Genomic DNA, 23,474 nt, shown 5'->3' with positions numbered 1-23,474 from the left:
CTTGTACTGAACTATTCTGCCAGATCATCAGTTGTATAGAACAGAACTGCGTATTCTCGAGGTTTTTTGACTTTTCGTTTCGTCTCATTGCTAAGAGATTTCCATTCAAGGAAATTGCCATAGCTTTCTTCATTTGCATATTGACCATAGGCTATCAGCAATTCCGCAACACCCCAAGTATCCAAAATGACATTCGGGCGCTGCTTCAATACTTTCCCTACATAATGTGCCATATAAACATATATATTTAATGTAGCAAAGTAGGATTCTGATTCTTTTTCAACCGAGGTTTCATTCTCACAAGCCTTTTTATAGACTAACCGAAAAAAACATCAGCTTCATTGAAGACTTCCGGATGATTTTCCATAATCTTATTCAGGTTTTCGATAACGGAGAATGGCAGCATATACTCACCCATCTGATCATCGATTCCAAGGAAGGTTGCTACTAGATTGTAAATAGCCAAATGAATCTCATCTCCGGCACTGATAAAGATAGACAACAGCTCTTCTTTTTCAAGTGACTCGATCTCACCGTTTTCTCTTAACTTATTGAAAAATGGTGTGATTTTCATAATCGCATCAACGATTTTCAAATCTGAACGAGGTGTAATCATTACACCGTCAAATGCTACGCTAAACACATAGTACATTCCTACTTCTTTGGCACCCTCCGGCTTTTGCTCAAATTGAGACTGAGGAACCCGGAATTTCACACTATAATCACCAGTTTTTACTTCTGTTTTGTTTGCATCTCCGATTACGGAAACCTCTTGATCCTTTACGATAGCAAAAGGTGTGTCATCCTCATTGGTTTTTTTCAATTTGTTGCTGATTGCTAAAAAATCAGCGGCTTTCATGCCTTTTTCTTCCATCTCTGTTCCTCCTGATTTTCGACTGGATGGCACCCCCATTTTGGGAGCACCATCGTCCGATTTTCTTGTTTGTTTTACTCAGCTACTCGATACATTTCGTAGAAGTTGCCGTTTTTATCTCGTTGTACAGAAATTGTGAATTCGAAGGTTGTTTCTTCTCCGTTCACAGTTCCAGGGAATGAAGTAACCAGTACATTGTTGTAAATGTAATGTTGTTTCACGCCATCTGTCTGTTCTTGAACGAATGACATGCGTACACGACGTTCATTCAGTGAAGATTCGCTAGCTACAAAGTGCTCTACATCCACTTGTTTAGGGTAGCTAATCAATAATTTTTTACCTGCTAATGATTTATGGAAAACAATTTTTCCTGATTCAAAAACGATAAACTGCTTTTCATTGATATCCATCATTACCGGTGCATTTACACGAGTCAATAATGAATCTGTTACATTACAGCTATCAGCGATTGCTGCTGTTACGAAAGCACATTCGTCCATAAACATGTCAGGAATTTGAATGTAGCCATAGTCCAAAGTATCGTCTGTTAAGACTTCTTTTTCAGCAGTTTGGACTACCCAGCCGCTTGTCATATGACCTTTAGACATTAAAGGATTTAGTTTCCAGTAGTTAGCAGTTACGCTCTTACCAGTCAATGTTCTTTCAATTGCAATACTTGATGCATCGTAGCCGGCACCGAAGCAGCTTGCTTCAACTGGGTCTACTGTCAACTCGCCTGCAAACTCATCGATACAGCCGATTTTAACAACATCATTCACTTCGAAATCTTCTAAGCTGTTATAAATATAGATAGAAGAGAAGCCGATATCTGATTTGATTGTGCTTTCAGGTGTTACTTCCAATGTAATGTATACACCTTCACCTGTTTCTTGCCAACCTTTATTCACAGGTACTTGGGAAGTTGGTTTCAACAGGTCAATAACGACCGGCTGGAAACCAGCTGCTGCAACTGTAAATTGTTGTTCAAAAATGTCTGCTTCTGCTTGCCCTTTGTCTTTGATATCTGAAATTGTTGTTTTCAGATCATAAGTTCCAGCTGTTGGGAAATGAACATAATAAGTTACCACACCTGCTGCAAATTCTGTTGCATCTGCACGTAGCTCAAAAGCCGCAGCAGAAGCTTGACCAGCCGGGTTCATAACTGTCAGTGTCCCTGTGTTTTTACAGCCTTCCGCTAAACAGTTGAACATATCTTCCGGTGTACTGTACATGTTATATGCTGCTGTTCCTGCTGGAATGTCTGCATAATTTTTTGTGTTGATTTTTACGCAGCTGTCAATATCTGTTAATACTGCAAAATCCACTTCCATTAGTTTGTTCATAGATTTCATTCCGATTTTAGAAATCAATGTATCATTGCCACATCTTGTTGTCATTAATTTTTCCTCCTAATTATTGGTTACTTTGAACGACACGTGCTGCATCTCGCTCGTATCTTCCACCATTTTTTTTGTTTAAGACCATTAGCTTCCGTTGGATAAATGCTTGTTTATCCATCGTTTCTTTTTTAGCAGTTTCCTTTTTCGCGGTTTCTTTCTTTTCTTTTGCCATGTTCATTCCTCCTGTGAGTTACCGTAATCGGTTATTATTTATGAGCAAATCCTTGTTTTCAACCAAAGATTTGGACATACATTGTTCAGCGGATTATAGTACAGTCTCAATCTGATTGAGGGAGCGTTCTGTCATACAATCTCTTGCTTTTATTGATGTTGCTCTTTTTCTAAATGTTCAGAAATCGCCTGTTCTTCTTAGTTAAATAATAAATACGACTAAAACGAGTATTGCTTAAATTTCCTTAAACATCTCGACTAAGCTCCCATTTAAGCTATAGGTTTGCTTCACCAAAAAATGCCCGTCATTTTCCATCACGTCATACACTTCACCGGCGTAAAAAGTCTTTGTTTGCCCACTTGGCAAAACCATCCGTGATTCACGCTGAAATGTATGATTTGATACTCGTCTGCTTCCACAGGAAGAGCATCCGGATTTCATTACTTGCTGTTTGATCCCCATAAACTGGACCTTCATCTCGCAGCCCTCCAACTCATTTATCGGATTAATCCGACGGTAGATTTACTCGTCAATGATTTCAATCACAGAATAAGACAGTCTGGTTGCTTTGCCTCCGCATGATTTACAGATTGACTGGGTATAGTCAATCCCGGAAGCTTTCAATTGTGTCTCTAACTGCTTGGAGTAACGCCTTTCAGCTTTCGCTTGTTTTAGAGACTGAATAAACAAGTCGTCATCACCAAGCTCATATCTTTCACCGGGATTCAATCGAACATGGCTATACACAGCCTGTCCATTTTCAGTACGAGCAACATTCAAAGTCATTGCTGTATCGATCCCAGTGATTAATTTGAAATATTTCGTCATTTTTACTCCACTGCCCTTCAATTCTCAGTTCTCCACCACTAACGTGTTCACCTTTTTTGACTGTCTCAGATTCTTTAAAGATTCTGATAAACTACTGCTTCATAACTAGTTCCCTTATCCAAGCCACCTCACTTTAACGTTTTTTATAAATCCGATGAAAGATATGTGTTGCATATCTTGATCTATAAAAACGTAGATGAATCCTTCTTTCCCAAAGGTGTTCACTCAATTAGGATTTTGTAAGAAAAATCATCTGCCGGAATTTTTCTGGCTCTGCTAAAAGCCATCGAAAAACTAAACCTGCTTATCATCTATTCATACTAAAAAATGGATGATTTGATACTTTGTAGATGAACATCTAGGTTTCATTGCTGCTGCACCTTCAACTGGAAGTTATTCGCTAATTATTTGTGGGCTTCCGTCAGCTAGTGCAGTTGCAACTTGTTCTCGATGAACCTATCTTACATTGGAATGAGGAAGCAAAAATCCGAACATCGTCCGCTTTCTCGTTCATTTGTTCTATTCAGCAGTCATCGTTAATCTTTTGGAGTAAGAACCTCCGTTTTTCTGAGCCTCTGTCATTTCTCAACAAACCAGTTGATGACGAATAAACAACCTCTCATCTATTGAAACGCTAACTCTTTCACTGTTTTTTATGCGATGAAAAAGTACTGAATTTCAATATTATTCTGTTATTTTTCCGCTTCAACTACTTCTTGATGGTACTATCTTATAATGAAAGTCCACTACGAAAATCCGTCTATCGTCCGTATTGAAAATACGGTAATTCAAGTATGGAAATCCTGCTGTAAGGCTTCATTTTTGAGAATAGCCCTCCCACCTAGTAAATAGAAAAGCATCAGCTAAAAAGCTTTCCGCAAATTCTGCTTTCACTTTCTCTGCCAATGCTGTACACATTTGTTGATAATACTATTTTATAGTGAAAATCTATCTCAAAAATACGGAAATCGTTCAGTACTAAACATTAAGATTCAAGTCTCTTGCCACCTCTTCAAAAAATTGATCTCTTAGCTCAAATGCTTTGGTTCTACCAACAAAAATCAAGCCATTTGTAATTAATCCCTGAATCGTATACTTCGGCATTCGGCGCATATACAATTCTCGAATGATTGTTTGCGTGTCCTCACAACAATCCTCCAAAATATCAGAAATCACCCGTTTGTTCCTTTCTAAAGCAGCTAATCGCTGATCCTGTTCAATGGTTATCATCATATTCGCCTGAGTGTCATAATCAGCCTTTGTCCCCTTAATTCCTGCATTCAAATCATTTTCACGATAAGGATAGCGAAGTTCCTCTTCTCTCTGTCTGATGTACTCTTCTATTCTCGGATAATCCGCTAAAATATCCTTGATATAGTTAAATGTCGATTTTCTCATGTCTGTACTCTCCCTTATCCTTGATGCAGTTCATACTATTTTTGTTATATCCTGTTCTAAAATAATGTTTCCAGCTAGCTGAAAGCGAGCTTCAAAGCACCTATCTAATGGTTTCAGCCAAGGCTTGAACCTTCTTTACAGTCTCCTCATCTTCCATCCAGTAATCTGATTGAATCAAATCATAAATCTGTGCCATTTTATTCGGTACCCAGGGATCCTTCTCAATCGGTTCCCCTAATTCTGATACTTCAGTTGCTAAAATAGTAAACATATTGACCTCCAACTTTTCCTGTATTTTTAAAATGACAGCTAAGGAAGGATTCAGCTTTCGATCAGCTGCAAGCTTCGCATTATGACCAACCAGTTCTTGCCAGTTCAACTCTTTTTCCTGCCTAAAATCATCCACGACTTCCCAAAAATCTTCTATCGTTTTTATTTCATCCATAATCATTCCCCCTTCTGTTACTCAATCCGGATTCACGTTCAATTAATTGCTTTTCAATGCGGAACCATTCATAGTATTTTTAAACAATTGCTGATAGTCATTCGTGCTATTTCCAACCTCTTGATTTATATGGAGTCGTTCTACATATTGTCTTGCCTCAATCAGTGGTTGATGAAGCTCATACCATTTATCCGCATGTCGCTTTCCTTCAGTAAGTGCCCATTTTCTATCCATTTATCTTTCCCCGTTTTCTGTTAGATAATCAATGAGGTTGATTAAGCGTATGATGCTGCGGCTCTTAAATCCTTGCCACTTTTTCCATATCTTTTTTTCCGGGATGTTGATACATTCACCAATAATCCAACCGACTATGAGAGGATAGACTGTCAAAAAAAAACAAATGTGAGCTTTCATAAATAAGAACTGAACCTATACTTGCCACGAGAATCGATAATGCTAACGTAATCCTAGTTGTGTATTTCATTACTTTTCCTTCTTTCTATTTTTTGCAATCATAAAAATCAAGAAAACTTGATTTTTTCTTTAAAAAAATATTCTCCAACTTCTTGACTATCTATTGCTAAAAGCAAACATATCTCTTCAATCTGACTTTGCTCAAAAAACATTTTTCCGGACATCACATCTATCCAATCAGAATCATTTATACTATTACATAGAGAAAAAAGCAAAACCGATCCAAACCTGACATTAATCTTTTCCAGCAGCGCATCATAATCAAATCTCATATTCCTCAAATAGAATTCCTCCACAACTTAAATCAAGTTTTCTTGACAAATCAAGAATACCATTCTGGAATTATTCTGTCAAGAAAATCTTTATGAACTAAAAAATCTTGCTAATTAATCAAGTTTTCTTTATAATGAATGGTTAGGAGGTAGAAAAAATTGAAGAAATATTCTTTCGCTCAGCGATTAAGACAGGCATTGGACATGAGAAACATGAAGCAAATCACATTATCTGAAAAAAGTGGTGTTTCCCGCGCCTTAATCAGTGCCTATCTAAAAGGCGATTATGAAGCAAAACAAGACAATGTCTACTTTCTTGCGAAGGCTCTAAATGTCAACGAAGCATGGTTGATGGGGTATGAAAATGTTGCAATGGAACGTTCTGACAAAAAACAAGCAGATGATCTGTTTATTGACGCTGCAAGTGATTTTTTTCTGGATGAAGAAAATAAATACAATGAATTGCTTAAAAAAATTGTTCTGCTTAACGATAAGGATCTTATCGTCGTAGAAAATTTGGTTGACTCATTACTGGACATCAAAAAATAATGTATGAAGCTCTTCCGTAAATAGGAGAAGGAAAAACACAACTCCCTTCTTTCTTTACGGAATAGGCGAGCAACACGACTAATCAAAATAAGCCGGGAATTTCGAAGTTGATTTTTACACCTTTGAAATTTTCGGCTTATTTTCAAAGCCTATATACAAAGCCCCACATGACAATAAGAAATTCTCAACACTTCATTATTCTCATTTTTTCGACTGAATGATTGCCAGCCTATTTCCGAGACAACGATTATTTAGATAATAAAACCAATAGATACTGTCACCATAACCACAACAGATACTTCAGCCTTTCTTCCTTTTCTTCCGAACCACAAGCAATAGCTTATACAGTTTTTCCAACAACGCTGTATCTGATATTTCTTGAATCATCTTACAAATTTCTTCCTTATATTCCATATTCTAGTCCCTTTCTTTTCTCCTTTTTGGGTCTGGTTAAAAGATTGGGAATCATTCATTCATTATCCCCTTGCGTAATTATAAATTACGTTCTATAATATATATAGTTAATTAACATTATTTTGTAACTTTTAATTACATATTAAATTGTATCAGGTAATTGACAATTACGCAACACTTTTCATTAAAAATTTAAGGAGAAAAATATGAATTCTTTAGCATCGAGGATAAAAGAATTGCGAAAAGCAAATAATATGTCTCAAAAAGAACTGGCGGATATTCTTGACATGAAAAGAGAAAATATCTCAAATTATGAGCGAGGAACCATTACAAATGTTCCCAGCGAAGTACTTGATAAGCTCGCAGACCAGTTCAATGTCTCTATTGACTATTTGATGGGCAGATCAGACATTCCAAATGACTCCGCAGTTGATGATGAATACGCGGATTTATTGATGATGTTTCGAAAAGGTGAGAAAGCTGTTGGCGAAGAGAAAAAAGAGCAATATAAAAAGCAGGTAAAGAATCTGATGAATTATATTGTACAGTCTATGAATGAAGATGAGTAGGAGTTTAGAATACATGAACGAAGCCATAAATATTCGATATTCTTTAACAAATTTACTAATCAATCAATATATCCTGAAAAATAATCTCGAGCCTGCTGAATACACCTTTGACATGTTCGTCAACGACTATCTTCAAAAAGAACAGATTAAGATTGACACCAACATTCCTGTTACAGAAGAAGACTTTTTTCTTGCGGTAACTGTAAAGAAGGGGAAAAAAATCAAAATTTTTATCAACCCCAAAATGTCGCAAAACAGATTCAATTTCAGTGTTTGCCACGAGGTAAGCCATTGCCATTATGACGTTTCAAAGACAGAAATTTCTCAAACCTTCTTCAATATGGAAGAGAATCCGGCCTATTATACTGAAGATGAGTTGCTGACTGAAGAATTGGCAAACCTTTCCGCAAGCATCATCATGCTGCCTGATATTTCTTTACTAAAAACATTGTATACAGCAAAATCCTTCTATTCTATCGCAGAAGAGTATAAAATGAGCCGTTCTGCGTTGTGGAGACGACTCGTTAGTTTTGGAAAACTAAAATGCGGAATGTCCGAAGAATTGGCACAAACCTCTGCAACGCGATTACAGGCGACCGGAAATAGGGATATCTACCATAAATTCATGTCTACCTGGGGATCAACTGTAGAGAAGCAAATCATTTTGGATTATGAAAATAGCATACTCGGCTTATATTAAGTTACTTACCTGATACTTTCAGCCGTTTTAAGGACGAAAACAACAATGCATCCTATTGTTTTCGTCTTTATTGCTTTTTAGAGCAACATGTCGGATACATTTACTTTCTGACGCAATCATCAAAAAAGTGATTATCTGCCAATATTATTGCTTTAGTTACGCAGTTTCTCCGGAATAGTGAAAGACGTGCGACTTCGTTCGAGAATCCTCTTACTTCCATTTTATTGGAACCCTTATATCTCCCCTTTTGCAGCGAAAAGTTTATTTCAAACGTAAAAAAATTGATTTCTATTTTAATGTATCTTTTTGAATAACCTCCTTGTTGTATTTTTTTAGTTTCTATCAATATTTTCCAATGAAATAACTATCTAAAAAAAATTATACAACATTTAGAATTTAAATTGTTAAATTTGGATATATATAAATAAATTTTAGTTAATTATATAATTCAATGATGAATTTCTTCATTTTACTCACTATCCTATAGAAAGTTAAGAAAGAAATATTTTCTCTCATACTTAAGTCCTATTTTTTGGCCTATTCACTTATGCTATAGTTGGGTTACGAGGTGTTGTAGATGAAAAAAGCCAGAAAACTATTCGGATGGGCAATCGATGCATTATCAGAGATTCTCCTATTTCTTTTTTTTAAGACTTCCTAATTAGGAGGTTTTTTCTTTTTATCCACAAACGTAACACGCTTTTTGTGAATTAATGTAGACAAAATAGCCATTTTATGTTATTTTATAATTACTTTATGCAAAGGAGTTGTTACTTTATTATGTGTTGTATTTTTTTCTTGCAATTTTTACTTAACTTATTCTGTTGTTACTAATCAAACGTGTTTTCTTCCTAGACCTTCTCACTTGAGAAGGTTTTTCTATTGAATAATTTTCTTCATCAAAAAAGCTGATACCCTCAACAGATTGAATCTGTTGAGGGTATCAGCTTTTTATAGTATGCCAGCTATAGGGATCGAACCTACGACCTACGCGTTACGAGTGGTATGGAAGCTTTTAAAGGCATATAAACCTTATTAAACCACTAGGGATTTTATTCATTTTATTAGTATTGTTGATTTTCATAGCCACTTTAGACATTTTCTAGGCATGTTTTTTCGCCATTAAATAACTGTGTAAACAAAAAAGCAAAGCAATTTATTTTTTGATATCGTATACTTAATTCAAATTGCTTCATTATTTTCTCATCACTATTTCTTTTATGCTGTACCACTTAGTCTTTTTACAATCGATTCCATTTTAGAAGCATTGGGATTTGATATTGATATTAGTTTTGCTTGTTGGGAACAGTAAGCTTAACAGCATGGTTATCAAAGTTCTTTTTCGACTACTATTCGCTTTTTTTATTACACCATTTGGTCTACTATATTTCATTATAAAAAAATAAGCCTAGAAATAAGCTTATTCTATCCCCCCCTAGTTTTATCTTCCTTTAACATGTAAATAAAAAACCAACTGGAGCAAATACTTACCAGTTGGTTTTCTTACAGAATCACCCATTTTAAATGCTTATTTCCACTCCATTTCACCGGTTAAAACTAGTCCTGTTAGGTTTAGTACCTCTAAACTTTGTAAATCGGGGTAGGCATCTTGAATTTTTTGAATCAATTCGTCACTTGTAGTTGTAGTAGGTAAAAGTTCAGCAACTTTATCTAAATATTCGATAGAAAAATCAATGGCAGAACTATCAAATTTTTCTTTAGCCAAGTTCGTGTGTCCAGGAATTACAATTTCTGGTTTTAAATCACGAATTTCTACAAGATTATCTCGCCAACGCTCACGATCTTTCTCTGTACTCATATCTGCCAAAAACATATGGTTTCCTGAAACAATTGTTGGTCCGCCTAAAACCATTTCATACTGTGGAATGTACAAAGAAATTCGACTTTCATCTGAACCAAAAATTTCAATATCAATTCCTTCAAAAGTAAATTCCTTCTCTGTATAAATTTCTGGTAAAACAACATTTCGAGGTTTTTGATCTTGCAAAACTTCTCCCCAAACTACTAATTTATTTAATACCGTATTTGTAATATGTTCAGCTACACTCGGTGTTGTTTTCGCAATGACATTAGGGTAAACGCTCTTAATTTCCTCAAGTCCAAAGTAATAGTCTGGATCTCCATGGGAAATAAAAATATCTGTTAAATTTAACTTATTCTTTTCTAGATAATTAACAATTTCCTGTCCATCATTTTTAGTAAACTTCGTATCAACCAACAGTGCATTATCTCCACTAATAATTAGTGTGGAGGTTACACTAAAACTTATCTCATCTGCACCAAAAACAACTGTTTTTACACCATCAGCTAACTCAATTTCTTTTACAACATTTTTAGTTTCAGTCCTTTCTTTCTCAAAAGTATTTTCAGAAGAAACTGCTGTCGAATCTATTGTGCCATTTTGCCTCCCACACGCTGCCAGTAATAAAACCAAGCCTACTCCACCAATCCATTTGAAAAGTCGTTTCATAAAAACATCCTCCTATATTAGTTATTTTGAAGTCGATAAATAGAACTAAATAATAAAAAGCATAATTATTTAAGACAAGAAGTCACAATACATTCATTTAGGTCTCTCTCTCCAGTCAATCATACCACAAATTGATTACTTAACACAAAAAATTAATTACTTTTTAGAAATAATGTTTCTTCAAAAATCAAATTTCTTCTTTACTATATTTTCTAACTATAAAACACCTAAATTCCTTTTCAAATCAAAAGCTATATCAATAGAAAGATGCCCTACATTCAAGAGCCACCCAAAGAACCTCTCTATTGCACATTCTTTGTCTCCACCGGATAAATAGACTTTAACCTTTTTTATAGCGTTTGTTTGATATACATACTTTATTTTACAAAAAGAATATTCATATCTCTCACCTCTTCCATTCACCTCAGCCTCTAGGTTCAAGGACGTTTGAAAAGACAACTACCTTTCAAAAAGCACAGGCGGGAAGCGATCATTCTCATTTTCTGCAGAAGATTCATTAATTCATTCATTTTACACCTCCAAATAACAAAAAAGGACCTGTAAAGAAATAACTTCTTTACTACTCCATTTAGCTTTATTCTTCTATTTTCTTTTCTTATTCCTCGTGCTCTTTACTTCCCTATACGATAATATACATCATCAATCGTTAAGAAACACTGTCGGAATTTTGACCTTGACTTATAACTAAATGCTTCTTGTCTTCTGAAATTTTATAGTTTAATATTTCAGTTTCAGTAATTACAAGCTTGTCACCTTTGCTCTACTTGTCAATTTCTTCCCATTCTCCTTGTATGCTTTACGAGTGACATGAAAGCATTTAAGGACTTATAAACCTTATTAAAACACTAGGCATTTTATTCATTTTATTTATATTATAGATTTTTATAGCCATTTTAGACATTTTCTAGTCATGTTTTTTTGCTATTAAATAACTGTATAAACAAAAGAGCAAAGCAATTTATTTTTTCGATATGGTATACTTAACTAAAACAAATTAAAAAGGATTGATAACATGATACTAAAGAAGATTTTAGATGACCTAGGAATTGGTTATTTTATAAAATGCTACCTAATTGCAGCATTCACGCTTATCTTACTTATTTCAATTAATCAAGTTTCAGATAATGAAATTAAGTTCAAATTGCTTCATTATTTTCTTATCACTATCTCTTTTATGCTATATCCCCTTAGTCTTTTTACAATAGATTCCATTTTAGAAGCTTTGGGATTTGATACTGATATTAGTTTTGCAGACTTAGATTTGTTGGGAATAGTAGGTTTAATAGCATGGTTATCAAAGTTTTTTTTCGCACTACTATTCGCTCTTTTTATTGCGCCATTTGGTCTACTATATTTCATTATAAAAAAATAAGCCTAGAAATAGGCTTATTCTATTACCCCCAGTTTTATCTTTCTTTGTTCGTCTATCTTTCTTTGACTATATCGCTTTCTAGGTTTCTTTCTTTCAGGTATTTTAATTTCCTTTTTCAGATCAGAAACCACATCAGCGGAAAGAAGGCCTACATTCAAGAGCCACCCAAAGACCCTCTCTATTGCGTATTCCTTACCACCGCCAGATAGATAGACTTTTACTTCTTTTATAGCGTTTGTTTGATACACATACTTTATTTTATAAAAAGAATATTCATACCTCTCACCGTTTCCATTCGCCTCAGCCTCTAAAATCAAGGACGTTTGCAAAGATAGCTGCCTTTCAAACAGCACCGGCGGAAAACGATCATTCTCATTTTCAACAGAAGATTCGTATATCATGAATCCCATTTGCTTCATTAGTTCATTCATTGCATACCTCCAAAATAAAAAAAAAGAACCAGCAAAGATTTTCATCTTTACCAGTTCAATATTATCAACTATTACAGTTCATCTACTAAATCAACATTCTCTTCTTCATAAATGATTGATAGGTTATCCTTTAAAATATCTTCATTGTACTCTTGTTCAATATCTGATTGAGAAACAGAAAATTTATCATGCTTTCTCACTCTATAAATTGAATCAGTCACAGTCTTAGTTCCAGAATCCATAACCTTTTGCTTCTCCATCAAAACATAAAAGTCACTACCAGATTCATAAACCGTCACATTGGATTGCTTTCTTTCATAATGAATTTTATTTTCATTTTCATTAGAATTATACTCAAATACAGCCTCAACGATCGCTTCCCCTTGACTTGACTTAGAACTTTCACCACAGCCAACCAAAACTATTAAAACAACCAGAACCACCCCGATGTATCTTTTCACTCTGTTCCCTCCTGTTCTAAACAAATCATATTGTAACATTTAAAAGCGATCATCACTAGCATTTTTAAGGAAAACGCCAATAGACTGTTCTAAAATTCGCCGGAGGTCTAGGAGTCCAATTTTCTGTTGCACTCACAAGACCAGAACCGCCCGGATTGTTAGATTCAACGATTTTAAAAGTACCGTCACCATTGACACCAGTAATTAAAAGCGTGTGGACACCTGTACTAAATGAATCAGGACTGATTATGCTTTCATATTGCATTACATCACCCGCCTGTACTTCATTTTTTGATACTTCTTTCGCTCCTGAGTTGATATAACCAGACCGAACACCACCAACACCAAAACGACCGCCGCCGGAGTTGATCCACCTTTGAACAGCTTTGATACATTCACCCTCAGCATTCCACCCTGTCGGATAAGTTTTCCCAACATCAGCATATGCCAATTCAATCGCTTTTTTCTTCCACCCAGTAGCCGTATTATCACCACCGGAACTTGGAGGACTTGAAGCACCATGAAACAGGTCATACCATTTCTGAGCTAGTTCTTGCCTTTCAGGGTGTGGATCACGAGGACGTTCACGATTTACCTCATATGCTGTAGCTGCTTTCTTTAAATCTGTAAGTTGCTTATATTCTTCACCGCTGTAAGGATATGCAGAAGTAGGAATATAACCCCGACCCACTCCGGATAATTCCCAGTCGATAATTTCCACTTGTGTCTTTATTGTCTTGTAATCACCAGAAATATCAGAAAGCTCTAAATGATTAAGCAAAACACTTTTAGGAGTCCATTGAATTAAACCGTAGCCACCGCCACCACCGATTTCATTTGTATCAGCCACAAAAGTTCCACCCGTCTCTTGGTCTATATTCCCTAAAAGTCCGGCTATCGCTTCCTCAGTCCAACCCTTTTCCTTGAGTAAAGACCAGATTTCCCAAGCATTTTGTTCTGCTTCTGTTGATAGTTCCGGCTTGCTTGATCCTCCATTTGATCCAGATATACCACTACCACCGAAAAGAAAAATGACAAATAGAAGCAGAAAAAGGAACGGCAGAACGACCTTACCGAACCTTTTCAACATTTTACTCATTTCTTAACATTTCTAACTCTTCATAGTATTCCTCATGATTCACTTCTGGCGGCTCCTCTAAAGTGCTGTAGTCGTTCATTTCATGATTCACTTGATTATTCACTTCAACGGAATCAGGATCGCCATATTCATGTTCAGGAGGTTCAGCAGCTTCTAAAGAATCCAGATTTTCAGTTTCAACTTCCACAGGCTCAGGCTCCTCAACTTCTAGCTTTTCAAGATCAGCCGGAAGAACTTCAACCGGATCAACTGTTTCAACATCTGTCTCAACATCATTTTCTACCTCAATCCTTTCAAGATCAGCCGCCTCTTCTTGTTCCTCTTCAATATCCTTTTCAAGATCAATTTTTTCGGTATCAGCCCGATTCTCGTTCGTTTCAGTATGATCCGGATCAGGCTGTTCCTCTTGATTAGAAACATTGTCTTGCCAATTCTCAATTTCCACAGGATCGGTATAGTCACGAGAATCCACATCAGAAAGATCAGTAGAGTTTGAACTTTCCTCATTATCACTAGTATCAGCATTTGACGGATTTGAAACACGAACATCAACATCAGAATTTTTTCTATTCTTTCTCAATTCTCTCAACATTCGTCTATCCATGCCGTTCACGTTTGTTACTCTTCCACCAGTCACAAAGCTAACGATTTGGTTTCTAAATTTCACAATACAGAAAACTGTAACACCTTTAACAATCGCTGCAAGAACACAACTGACTAAAGTTGCACCACCCGCTACCCCCGCAAGAGCTATTACCGAGCTATCAATTAATGTCATGACGAAGAAAAACAAGTACATTGCAACTGATAGAAAAACACCGATGAAAAACACCATCATCATTTTTCCGATACCATTGAAAATGCTATTTGAAAATTTGGGGATCAGACTTAATAGACTTAGGATCGGCAACCCAAAGACCATACATAAAATAATGATTTTCAAAAGAAATTTCATCACAGCTATTAGAAGAAGCGGAGCACCAACAAAGAGATTTGAAACAACGGCATAGGCACTTATAAACATTTTGTCTAGCCCACCATCAGGCGTCAAGTAACGATTTTCTTCACTTGCTTCTCTAACATTATCCTTAAGGTCTTTTTTTGCATTCTCATCATTCTCTTGGTCTACTGTATATAAAAATTTCTCAAATTCCTTTTTATACTCAGGTGTTCCGAAATTCACCATTGCAAAAGCTTGTTGCATAGACACTTTAAAATAGGTTTCCCGCATAACATCAACAGAGCTTTCAGCACCCGCATTGAGTTCCGTTTGATTTCCCTCATTATCGAACATCGGCAAGGCAATAGCAGAAGTCATTACCGTTTCAACCTCTTCAAAAATTCCGTTCACATCGTTTAGATACTCTTCCCCCCTAGAATAAACTACAAAATTTATCCCGATGACTGCAAAGAGCACAACTATCTTTCTAAATGCTTCTTGTGGACTTGATAAGGTAAAGATCATGAAGATAGACACAAGAGCAAAGATAAACAGCGTAGTTCCTAGACTTGAAAATAGGGAGCTATAAAGATTCACCGCAACTTTGAATACACTTCCTATAGTATCCTCAAATACTGTATTACTCATAAATATTTGTAGGCTAAGATCCACGAGCTGATAAATCCACCTGTTTAAAACCATACCTATATTTATTAGAAAATTTATGAGTTGATACATTTTTTCGTCACCAATTACCCAAAAGCTACCCTCAGTGTTCATCAGTGACATGTAAGAATTTACTGAAAATTTATCCATTTTCATTCCCTCCTTACACGAACATTTTTTCAGCTTGACTGTTTGATGTTTCTTTCACTGTATCAAATGTTTTCTTGATTTCAGGAAACAGACAATGCACTGATATTTTCTGAACGTTCTTATACACATCAAGCATTAAACACTGACCTTTTTTCATACCAGAAAGCCACTCACGATTTTTCTCACTCACATCAACCCCGACGTGCTGTAAAATCTTATCCTCTTCTTTCGGCTCATTAAATGCAAAGATCGTACCAAAGTTCCCATGATCGTCTTCACTTGTCACGTCCATAACTGATTGAGTAGAATAGAGCAGCATATTATTTTGAGATCGTCCGACCCGCTTAATTGAACTAAGTATTTTCTTCCCTACTGCTGTAGTATTGAAAATCCAAGCCTCTTCAAATACCTCAAAGGTTTCCTCTTCATCATTCATAGAGCCAAACTTCTCACAGAACTTACCAAGCGGCACCATAAGAGCAAGGCTTTTCTTTTCACTTTGTGAATAGGTAGACGGATCATCGGACTCTCTAGGAACTGAAAGACCCATAACCCCTACTATCGTTATCCTCTCCTCAAAATTAAGCCCCTCATTTTGACCGTCCGAAAATCCTAAGCGCAAAATACTGCCTTGAACCTTTTCATCAAGCAGATTTCCGATTTCTTGTACTTCTGTATTCTCATGATCCTGTAGCAATTTAACCACATGGAGCATACCGACCTTTCGCCCCTCAGCCCGCCATTCTACCACTTGCCGGATTGCTTTAGATAATTCAGATTGACCGACACGAGTATCATCAAGACTTATCATTTGATAAATCATAGCCTCAGCCGTATCTTTCGCATCAGTTCCAGATAAGAAAGTAATCGGATCAAGCACACCAAAGTTCTTTTCATCGTTAGGATCAAGCGTGATTAAATGAAACTGCTCTATTAATGAGTAGTAAAGCGGATATCTTTTCTTGTTTCGTGGATCAGACAAAAAATGCTTATATTGCTTGATTTTTTCCGTTTTTGGATCAATGAACAGCCCTTTTACTGCTAACATTGATAAAAATGTAAAAATCAAACTCACCAGAAACGTCTTACCCATACCAGTTTCACCAGTTACAGCGATATGAGGGCTTGCCGTTCCCATTTCCTCATTCCATTTGTTAGCGGTGAACGGATTCGTCAGTACGATATTTCTACTTGAATATGTTGCACTTTGTAGACTTTTAGCCCCCGAAATATGTGGATCAACACGCCCAATATACCACCCTGTTCTAAAACCTACCCGCTGATTGATAGCAAGAAGATTTTCACAGAATCCGGCTGTATTGGTCGTTTGAATCCATTTAGTATCACTAGATTCAAGCCCCACACCCAGTAAATTCTTGTAGTACAGATATACCTGTTGTGATTGTGCACGAGAAATCTGTATTTTTCGAGTTTTAAACAATGAGATTACTGTATTAATTCGCTGCTTGCATTCCTTTACACTCTTTGCATAAATCACAATACAGCCTAACCAGTTCACTATAGCCTTTTCGCCCTCAACTTGCTCTTTCAAATCCTCTACAATCAAGCGACTTTGAGACACCCGTCTGCTTTCATTATTCCCAACAGAGCGACTTTCTTTCACTACGTTTTTCAAACGCAGCGCCGAACGGTTCGCTTTTCCCGCCACCCCTAACGACCCTTTAAGATTTTGATACTTGACTTTATAACGCAATTCAACAGGGAACGGCAGCGTTTGAACAATTTCTGCAATGTGCATATAGTTCAGTACGTTCGGCGTTTCTGCTAATGGCAAAATAGCAATAGTGCTTTCGCCCTCTATACTCTTTAGCTTTAACATTCCCGCATGACTAGGATCAATAATACAGTCAGTAATATTTTCTACTGATGTATTAGAGGCTTGACCTTGCAGCGAATGAGGCATATTGCGAATAAAATTCAAACGATTCAAGTAATACATTTCTTTTTCGGTCAATCGCTCACCTTGAAACATACTTGTTTTCCTTGAAATTAAACTTTCTAGCTCCTCAACCTCCTCAAAATCGCTATCCTGAACATTGAGTTGATACCCCGCAAAATGCAAAACATTCTTTCTAAAGTTCTCATACACCCGCTTAATTCCCTCTTTAAAGGAATCAACTTCAAATGCAGATTTTAAAGGTACACCTAATACCCAATCATATGTATAGATCATACCCATTTCATTTTGTAACTTCTGAATAGTCTGTTCTGCATAATGTTCAGCCGTCTCTTTTACATCAGGACTGAAAGACTTAGCCAGTTCTTGAAATCGTTCTTCTAGTGTCATATCACGAGGTACCATAAAAATATCAATTCCGCCCACACTTTGCAGCTCATTCACTAAGTGCATGAACTTGCGCTTAATTTCTTCTTTCTTTCTATCCGCCGTCGGCGGTATGCTTGTTGATTTGATTCTGTAATACGCCCAAATTTCATTGTTGTTCGTAAACATCATATTTCCCTTTATTTTGTTCAATGGAAATTGTAGTTTCAAATTGCTATTCCTCCTTTGTAAAAACAAGGTTAGGAGAATCCCTAACCTTGAATTTTTTCAAATACTACTAGCTCATTTTTTTGTTTAAACGTTTGACTTTGACAGATCACTTTTCCTGACCCCTTATAGCTCAGCAAAAAGAATAAGTAATCAATAACATATTCATGTATTTTCAAGCCGTCCGGTTCTAACCGATCGTAAAGCATTACAACCCCGATAGGAATAAGAATATATGCTGCTAGATTCAGACCAGGAATGAAACCAAGTAACCAAACAACAGGTCTGAATATCGTAAACAGAGAGATAAGCGACAGACCAAAAACCGCCACTTTCGTCAGTTCTAAAGGATTTTCAAGAGTGAACCCTCTCCAAAGCTTCTGAACCATAAAAGGAACTGTTAGCGCTCTTTTATAGTTGTATAGCTTTTTCTGTTTCATTCTCTAGCCTCCAAAAACTTTCTTGATTGCTTCACCGATAGCGTTGAAAATAACGTTTGGATCATTCGCCATGAAGAAAATGAACGCAGCAACAATAATTACTCCGATCATGGGTCCAATTTGTTGTTTAACAGCCAAGATTACACAGATCACAAGAACCACGATCCCAAGTGCAATCTGAACCTCACCCGATACATAACTACTTAAACCAGATAAAGATGGCAATGCCCCTAATACTAAATTACTCATATTTTAAAATCCCCCTAAATTATGTTTTAATTCGTTTACTTTGTACTGTTCTTCCTCTTTTATCAGTTTCAGAGAAAAGCTTTCTTTGTGTTTTAAACCAGAATCTTTTTCAGTAAATGTTACTTTCACATATACTGTTGTATATTCTTCATGAGAAAAAGCCTCAACTGATTCAATAGCCTCGACCTTATAGCCCCCGCCTAGAGATTCAACATTTTTCATGAAATACTGTAGCTCTTCATGTGTGCCGGTAGCATATTTCTCAAAGAAAATATCTAAAAACGTTTGAAGCTCTTTCAACTGATCGGCATTCAAAGCTTTACCAGATTCTTCATTTTTAGTTACTCCCTCAAAATCCGCACTAGAAACTGAAAGAGCTGAAAAATACGGCGTGCTAATAATTGAGTATTGATTCTCTTTTTCAATAAAATCAATGTTCATCAAAACCGTTTTTTCTTGCGTTTCATATTCGATGTAAGAAACATCTTCAAATGAATCACCATTCTTTTCTTTCTTAATTTCCTCATGGGCGATATCAACGGCATACACAACTCTATAAGTTGCTGTTGAATAGTCTTCATGCTGCTTGATTTCACTCAGTTCACTAGCAACTAACTTTCTTGAAGTGCTTAGTTCATCACCCTCAGTAGAGACATTAGAAGCATAGAATTTTTTCAAATTCTCTTTTCTAGCTTTCATTTGATCCTGATCCGCTGATAAGAAAATATATTCTGATATAAATTCTTTCATGAACGAATTGACCTCAAATGGATAAGATTCACCCGCTGCACCGGATTCACTTTGAACCTTTTCAGAAAGCTCCTCCTGAACCGCTTGAACCTGACTTACACGCCCGCCAATCCCGAAAGTTCTAAACAACGAGAACACACCAGAGAACAAGAAGAACACCATTAAAGCCATAAAAATTCTATTGAATTTCTTTACTTCCATTTTCTTAATTGCCGGACGTTTCACTTTTTTTGTCTTAAAGAATCGCCCACGCTTTGAAAGTGCACTTTCAATTTCTTCTTTCTCTTCAATAAGTTCAGTTTCCTCCTCCGGCATTGGATCAGGTTCGACTATTTCCTTTTCTTCTTTTTCGATTTCCTCAATCTGTTCCTCAAAAGAATCACCAGATTCTTCTGAATTAGTTTCAGTAACCAAAACTTTTCTTTCTAAAAAGTCAATCTGTTCAATTTTATTTCTATTGATGTAATGCTCACCTGTTTCATCTACGATCATAATTTCACGATCATTGACATAGAAACGTTTATTGAGAATTTCCTCTCTTGAAAAGTCCTCACTGTATGAATAAAAATCGTATTCATACACATCGCCTGTATCAAACGCAATCGTCACTTTATACCAGTGCGTACGGTCGCCTCTTTCCGTATACAGTTCTTTGTCTGATTGTATAGAAGCAACTTCCTGAACCACCTGAACAGGTTCATAAGTTTCCGCAGCCTGTTCTACTATCTTTTTGCGCTGCTTCTTACTTTTCCCAAGTCCATTTTTCTTTTTTCTACTGATTGAAAACATAAAACCCATATACACGATAAACGCAAGAACCAGACAAACTAAAACTATTTTTTGTAAATCCATACCTTACCCTCACTTTCTTTTTTTGAAAGTGCACATTCAAAATTTAAAGACAAGAAACAGAATGCTCCTTGTCTTATTTGTGCACCTATTCAGTTTTATCTATTTCCTCAGCCTGTTTGACCTTTCGTGTATACCAGAAACTAATAACTCCTAGAAAGACAACCGCCCCGATAACTGTAACCCAACGCTGAATTTCTTCACCTGTATTTGGTAATGATCCTCCGGCGGGCTTGCTCGTTTCAGCAATTTCAATTACTGGAGGTGTTAGCGTGACAATATTGGATTCTGATTTCTCATTATTCACAAATAGCAGCATTTGATTTTCAAACGTTTTTCCCTCATGGCTTGAATCATAGTTATATGTTGTTTCAACAATCCAAGTTAATGAAGTACGTCTCAAACCACTAGCAGCCTCTTCTTTTACAGTGATTGCTACACTTTGACCGTTTACTTCATAGTCGGTCAAGCTCGTTATATCTTTACCAGACGAATCATAGACCCTCATAGAATTAACTGAAAAACCGTCAGGCACTTCATCAGTAAATTTCAAAGAGTTGATACTTTCATGATCCCCGATGTAAATTTGACCCTCAAACGTAACTTTTTCTTTGTCACTCAAAAGATCATAATGCTCTACACGTGTGCCGTCACCTTTAAGAATTGACTTGTGAATTAAATCCTCATGAATCAATCTATTCTTAATTTCAGTAAGTTCCGGAACCTCCTTTTCCTCAGTTTTTTCTTGTTCTTCTGAATCGGCTTTTTCTTCCGTATTTATGCTTTCATATTCCTTAAATATTCCCGCTTCCAGATAACCATTCTCATAAAGCTCGAATGTATGAACCGCCTCATTAGAATCAGGAACATAACTAAAAATGTACTGTTTTGATTCGAGCTGATAGCCCTCTTTAGTCGAAATCTCTTTAATGTAATACTGCTGATTCCGAACCATAGCAGCTTGATAACTCCCTATGCCGTCTTTAATTTCAATTTCTGAAACTAGAGTATCAGCCTTAATCACATTTTCATCATCAATAACAAAATCTTTTGCATGATACAGACCAAAGACAGCACCAGAATCTTTCACAAAATCACCAGATTCATTTTCAAATAATTTTGGAATAGAAATTTTCACTTCTTGCAGCGGGTCTTCTTGATTTCCACTTGCAGTCATTTCTTTTCCATTATTCTCAGCAGTAAGATTTACAATAATTGGTGTAGGATCAACTTGAATCCCTACAGGTGCAGAAACTTCAACAAAAACATATTCACCCGCATAAAGATTTTCAATCGTTGCTTTGCCCGCTTCATCAGTTGTTATTTTTCCGAAATCATGCCCTTTTTCAGCTACAATCTCACCATTTTGCAAAACAATATTTTCACTTGCTTTAACTTCATAGGTTACATCTTTTTGAGGCAATTTCTCCCAGATCAAACCGCCGTTATCAACGTTTTCATCTGCAAAAGCTTCTGTAAAGAATAAACCCGCAAAGCTTACATTTGTTTTTGAAAGTGCACTTTCAACATTCGTCTTAATGCCAACAACTTGATTTGTCACCTTATGAATTGTGATTGAACCGACTGGATAAAGCAACGTCTCAGTTGTGTTTGAATCTTTTGTATCTTTATCATTAAATACTTTAGCCGTATTTTTCACGCTGATCGTTCCATTTTCAATCAGGGCAGCAATATCAGCGTCCTTACGAATTTTCGCAACAATTTCCGTATAGTAGCTATGATTATAAAAATCAGGATTGATTAAAGTTTCAGGTTTAGCAAGATAAGAAACACTATTTTTATCAATCGAAAGATTGAAATAATCGTTTCTCTTTGCACCAGTTTCATCTTTAATCACCACATCTTTTACCTCAAAAATCTCATGAAGAACGTCCTCAAAACCATATTTTTTATAGTAATGATCCTTATATTCATCAGGAACATAGTTGACGATTGTATAGGTTAATGCTTCATCACAATCCTTTAAAGTATTCAAATCAACAAGCGTTTCATCAGAATCGCTGTTTTTTTTCACTGGATCAGGCAGCTCCGTTCTGACAGGTTTTTTAGCAATATACCCAAAATAATCACCATTTATTTGATTCGGTCTAAGATTATTAGTTTCTACACCATTTCTAGCCAGATTCCCCCATGAAAGAGTTAGTTTTGATGATTTTTCATAGGTAAATGTGAATGTATGATCCAAATTATCAGGTTCTACCAACACACCTATACCGTCATAAAAAGTATACTTTCCATTATCGTTCTTAAACGAAATTTTATTCGTATCTGAACTGACATAAATATTTTTTACATTTTTTGACGTTTCTTCGCTCATAGTAAATACTTGATTTCCATCAACGTCATTAATTGTCATAAAACCAGATACAGCAACAGCCTTATTTGTTCCATGCTCAAAAAATTCGTACTCAAATTCTACTTCCCTGTAGTCTTGGGTATTTAATGAAATACCGTCAAGACCAATCATGATATTTCCATAGTGCTTACCAGATTCAGGAGCAGACAACTTTGTAATTGTTTGCTTCATATCCAATTCTTTTCCACCATAATTCCCAACATAAGTATAAGTAGCACCAGAGCCAACAATATCAGAGATTGAATCCTGTTCATTTGGATTCATTACCAAAACCTTAGAAGAATAACCCAATTCTTTCAAAGAACCATCATCTTCTAAAATCCTTGTTTTGGCTTTTCCAAATGGCTTCACTTCTGTTTTTCCCTCATTGAATTGTGCAATGAAGCTATAATCACTTGATATAGAATCATTTTCAGAAGGAATAGTAAGGTTAGGAGCTTCTAAAATAGAACTAGCTTCCACCTCTTCTCCACCAAGCAAAGCCCCCGCCACTGATCCAATCAGGAAAAGAGACATTCCTAGTGTTTTCAAAATTTTCTTTTTTCTCATTCTTTACCTCTCTCTCTTTTTT

The 23,474-nt window shown here is 36.0% G+C and carries 25 protein-coding genes; 4 read left to right on the top strand and 21 right to left on the bottom strand.

The window, feature by feature from the left end; all coding sequences use genetic code 11:
• Positions 1–11: 11 nt before the first annotated feature.
• The 10 genes from IW510_RS15475 to IW510_RS15430 form a co-directional block, all read right to left on the bottom strand.
• Positions 12–233, bottom strand: a complete 222-nt coding sequence (locus IW510_RS15475) for a hypothetical protein (RefSeq protein ID WP_202061196.1) — start codon at positions 231–233, stop codon at positions 12–14.
• Between the two features lie 83 nt (positions 234–316).
• Positions 317–874, bottom strand: coding sequence for a hypothetical protein (locus IW510_RS15470; RefSeq protein WP_202061194.1), 558 nt, complete (start codon positions 872–874; stop codon positions 317–319).
• 74 nt (positions 875–948) lie between these two features.
• On the bottom strand, positions 949–2,271 hold the full coding sequence (locus IW510_RS15465; protein ID WP_202061192.1) for a hypothetical protein: 1,323 nt from the start codon (positions 2,269–2,271) through the stop codon (positions 949–951).
• A gap of 16 nt (positions 2,272–2,287) precedes the next feature.
• Positions 2,288–2,446, bottom strand: coding sequence for a hypothetical protein (locus IW510_RS15460; protein ID WP_202061189.1), 159 nt, complete (start codon positions 2,444–2,446; stop codon positions 2,288–2,290).
• Between the two features lie 234 nt (positions 2,447–2,680).
• Positions 2,681–2,923, bottom strand: coding sequence for a hypothetical protein (locus IW510_RS15455; protein WP_202061187.1), 243 nt, complete (start codon positions 2,921–2,923; stop codon positions 2,681–2,683).
• A gap of 45 nt (positions 2,924–2,968) precedes the next feature.
• Entirely contained in the window at positions 2,969–3,295 is a 327-nt protein-coding gene (locus tag IW510_RS15450; protein ID WP_236674767.1) for a hypothetical protein, read from the bottom strand.
• Between the two features lie 957 nt (positions 3,296–4,252).
• Positions 4,253–4,672, bottom strand: coding sequence for a transcriptional regulator (locus IW510_RS15445; RefSeq protein WP_202061186.1), 420 nt, complete (start codon positions 4,670–4,672; stop codon positions 4,253–4,255).
• Positions 4,673–4,772: 100 nt separating this feature from the next.
• The gene (locus tag IW510_RS15440) at positions 4,773–5,117 is read right to left on the bottom strand and encodes a hypothetical protein (protein ID WP_202061185.1); all 345 of its coding nucleotides are present in this window, start codon (positions 5,115–5,117) and stop codon (positions 4,773–4,775) included.
• A gap of 42 nt (positions 5,118–5,159) precedes the next feature.
• Positions 5,160–5,351 (bottom strand): hypothetical protein, encoded by a 192-nt coding sequence (locus IW510_RS15435; RefSeq protein ID WP_202061184.1) that lies wholly within the window; start codon positions 5,349–5,351, stop codon positions 5,160–5,162.
• A gap of 287 nt (positions 5,352–5,638) precedes the next feature.
• On the bottom strand, positions 5,639–5,863 hold the full coding sequence (locus IW510_RS15430; RefSeq protein WP_202061183.1) for a DUF739 domain-containing protein: 225 nt from the start codon (positions 5,861–5,863) through the stop codon (positions 5,639–5,641).
• A 159-nt stretch (positions 5,864–6,022) separates the two neighbouring features.
• On the opposite strand from IW510_RS15430, the gene IW510_RS15425 reads away from it, so the two are divergent.
• From IW510_RS15425 to IW510_RS15415, 3 genes are all read left to right on the top strand, one after another.
• Positions 6,023–6,412, top strand: coding sequence for a helix-turn-helix domain-containing protein (locus tag IW510_RS15425; RefSeq protein WP_202061181.1), 390 nt, complete (start codon positions 6,023–6,025; stop codon positions 6,410–6,412).
• 620 nt (positions 6,413–7,032) lie between these two features.
• Positions 7,033–7,395, top strand: a complete 363-nt coding sequence (locus IW510_RS15420; RefSeq protein WP_202061179.1) for a helix-turn-helix domain-containing protein — start codon at positions 7,033–7,035, stop codon at positions 7,393–7,395.
• A 13-nt stretch (positions 7,396–7,408) separates the two neighbouring features.
• Complete coding sequence (locus tag IW510_RS15415; protein ID WP_202061178.1) at positions 7,409–8,095, top strand: ImmA/IrrE family metallo-endopeptidase; 687 nt, start codon at positions 7,409–7,411, stop codon at positions 8,093–8,095.
• Between the two features lie 1,528 nt (positions 8,096–9,623).
• Here the strand turns inward: IW510_RS15415 and IW510_RS15410 are convergent.
• Both IW510_RS15410 and IW510_RS15405 read right to left on the bottom strand, forming a co-directional pair.
• Entirely contained in the window at positions 9,624–10,586 is a 963-nt protein-coding gene (locus IW510_RS15410) for an MBL fold metallo-hydrolase (RefSeq protein WP_202061175.1), read from the bottom strand.
• A 216-nt stretch (positions 10,587–10,802) separates the two neighbouring features.
• Complete coding sequence (locus IW510_RS15405) at positions 10,803–11,009, bottom strand: hypothetical protein (RefSeq protein WP_202061172.1); 207 nt, start codon at positions 11,007–11,009, stop codon at positions 10,803–10,805.
• 610 nt (positions 11,010–11,619) lie between these two features.
• Here IW510_RS15405 and IW510_RS15400 point away from each other — a divergent pair.
• Positions 11,620–11,979, top strand: a complete 360-nt coding sequence (locus tag IW510_RS15400) for a hypothetical protein (protein WP_202061170.1) — start codon at positions 11,620–11,622, stop codon at positions 11,977–11,979.
• Between the two features lie 14 nt (positions 11,980–11,993).
• Here the strand turns inward: IW510_RS15400 and IW510_RS15395 are convergent, their stop codons facing one another.
• The 9 genes from IW510_RS15395 to IW510_RS15355 all read right to left on the bottom strand — a co-directional run bounded on the left by IW510_RS15395 (position 11,994) and on the right by IW510_RS15355 (position 23,452).
• Positions 11,994–12,410 carry a hypothetical protein gene (locus tag IW510_RS15395; RefSeq protein WP_202061168.1) on the bottom strand — a complete coding sequence of 139 codons (417 nt, stop codon included), beginning with the start codon at positions 12,408–12,410 and terminating at the stop codon, positions 11,994–11,996.
• A gap of 71 nt (positions 12,411–12,481) precedes the next feature.
• The gene (locus tag IW510_RS15390) at positions 12,482–12,871 is read right to left on the bottom strand and encodes a hypothetical protein (protein ID WP_202061166.1); all 390 of its coding nucleotides are present in this window, start codon (positions 12,869–12,871) and stop codon (positions 12,482–12,484) included.
• A gap of 64 nt (positions 12,872–12,935) precedes the next feature.
• Positions 12,936–13,970: a phage tail tip lysozyme gene (locus tag IW510_RS21650; protein WP_202061164.1), complete on the bottom strand. Its 1,035-nt coding sequence runs from the start codon at positions 13,968–13,970 to the stop codon at positions 12,936–12,938.
• Entirely contained in the window at positions 13,963–15,726 is a 1,764-nt protein-coding gene (locus tag IW510_RS15380) for a CD3337/EF1877 family mobilome membrane protein (protein WP_202061162.1), read from the bottom strand. Before IW510_RS15380 ends, IW510_RS21650 begins: the two co-directional genes overlap by 8 nt.
• A gap of 13 nt (positions 15,727–15,739) precedes the next feature.
• Positions 15,740–18,241 (bottom strand): ATP-binding protein, encoded by a 2,502-nt coding sequence (locus IW510_RS15375; RefSeq protein ID WP_202061160.1) that lies wholly within the window; start codon positions 18,239–18,241, stop codon positions 15,740–15,742.
• 41 nt (positions 18,242–18,282) lie between these two features.
• Complete coding sequence (locus tag IW510_RS15370; protein WP_202061158.1) at positions 18,283–18,678, bottom strand: TcpE family conjugal transfer membrane protein; 396 nt, start codon at positions 18,676–18,678, stop codon at positions 18,283–18,285.
• 3 nt (positions 18,679–18,681) lie between these two features.
• Complete coding sequence (locus IW510_RS15365) at positions 18,682–18,927, bottom strand: TcpD family membrane protein (RefSeq protein ID WP_202061156.1); 246 nt, start codon at positions 18,925–18,927, stop codon at positions 18,682–18,684.
• 3 nt (positions 18,928–18,930) lie between these two features.
• Positions 18,931–20,529, bottom strand: a complete 1,599-nt coding sequence (locus IW510_RS15360; RefSeq protein ID WP_202061154.1) for a conjugal transfer protein — start codon at positions 20,527–20,529, stop codon at positions 18,931–18,933.
• An 85-nt stretch (positions 20,530–20,614) separates the two neighbouring features.
• On the bottom strand, positions 20,615–23,452 hold the full coding sequence (locus tag IW510_RS15355; RefSeq protein ID WP_202061153.1) for a SpaA isopeptide-forming pilin-related protein: 2,838 nt from the start codon (positions 23,450–23,452) through the stop codon (positions 20,615–20,617).
• Positions 23,453–23,474 lie beyond the last annotated feature (22 nt).

Origin of the sequence: Enterococcus sp. BWR-S5 (genome assembly GCF_016745255.1) — a bacterium.
Lineage (GTDB): Bacteria > Bacillota > Bacilli > Lactobacillales > Enterococcaceae > Enterococcus_L.
The sequence above is the reverse complement of the archived record's forward strand: the minus strand, read 5'-3'. Positions and strand labels throughout refer to the sequence as shown.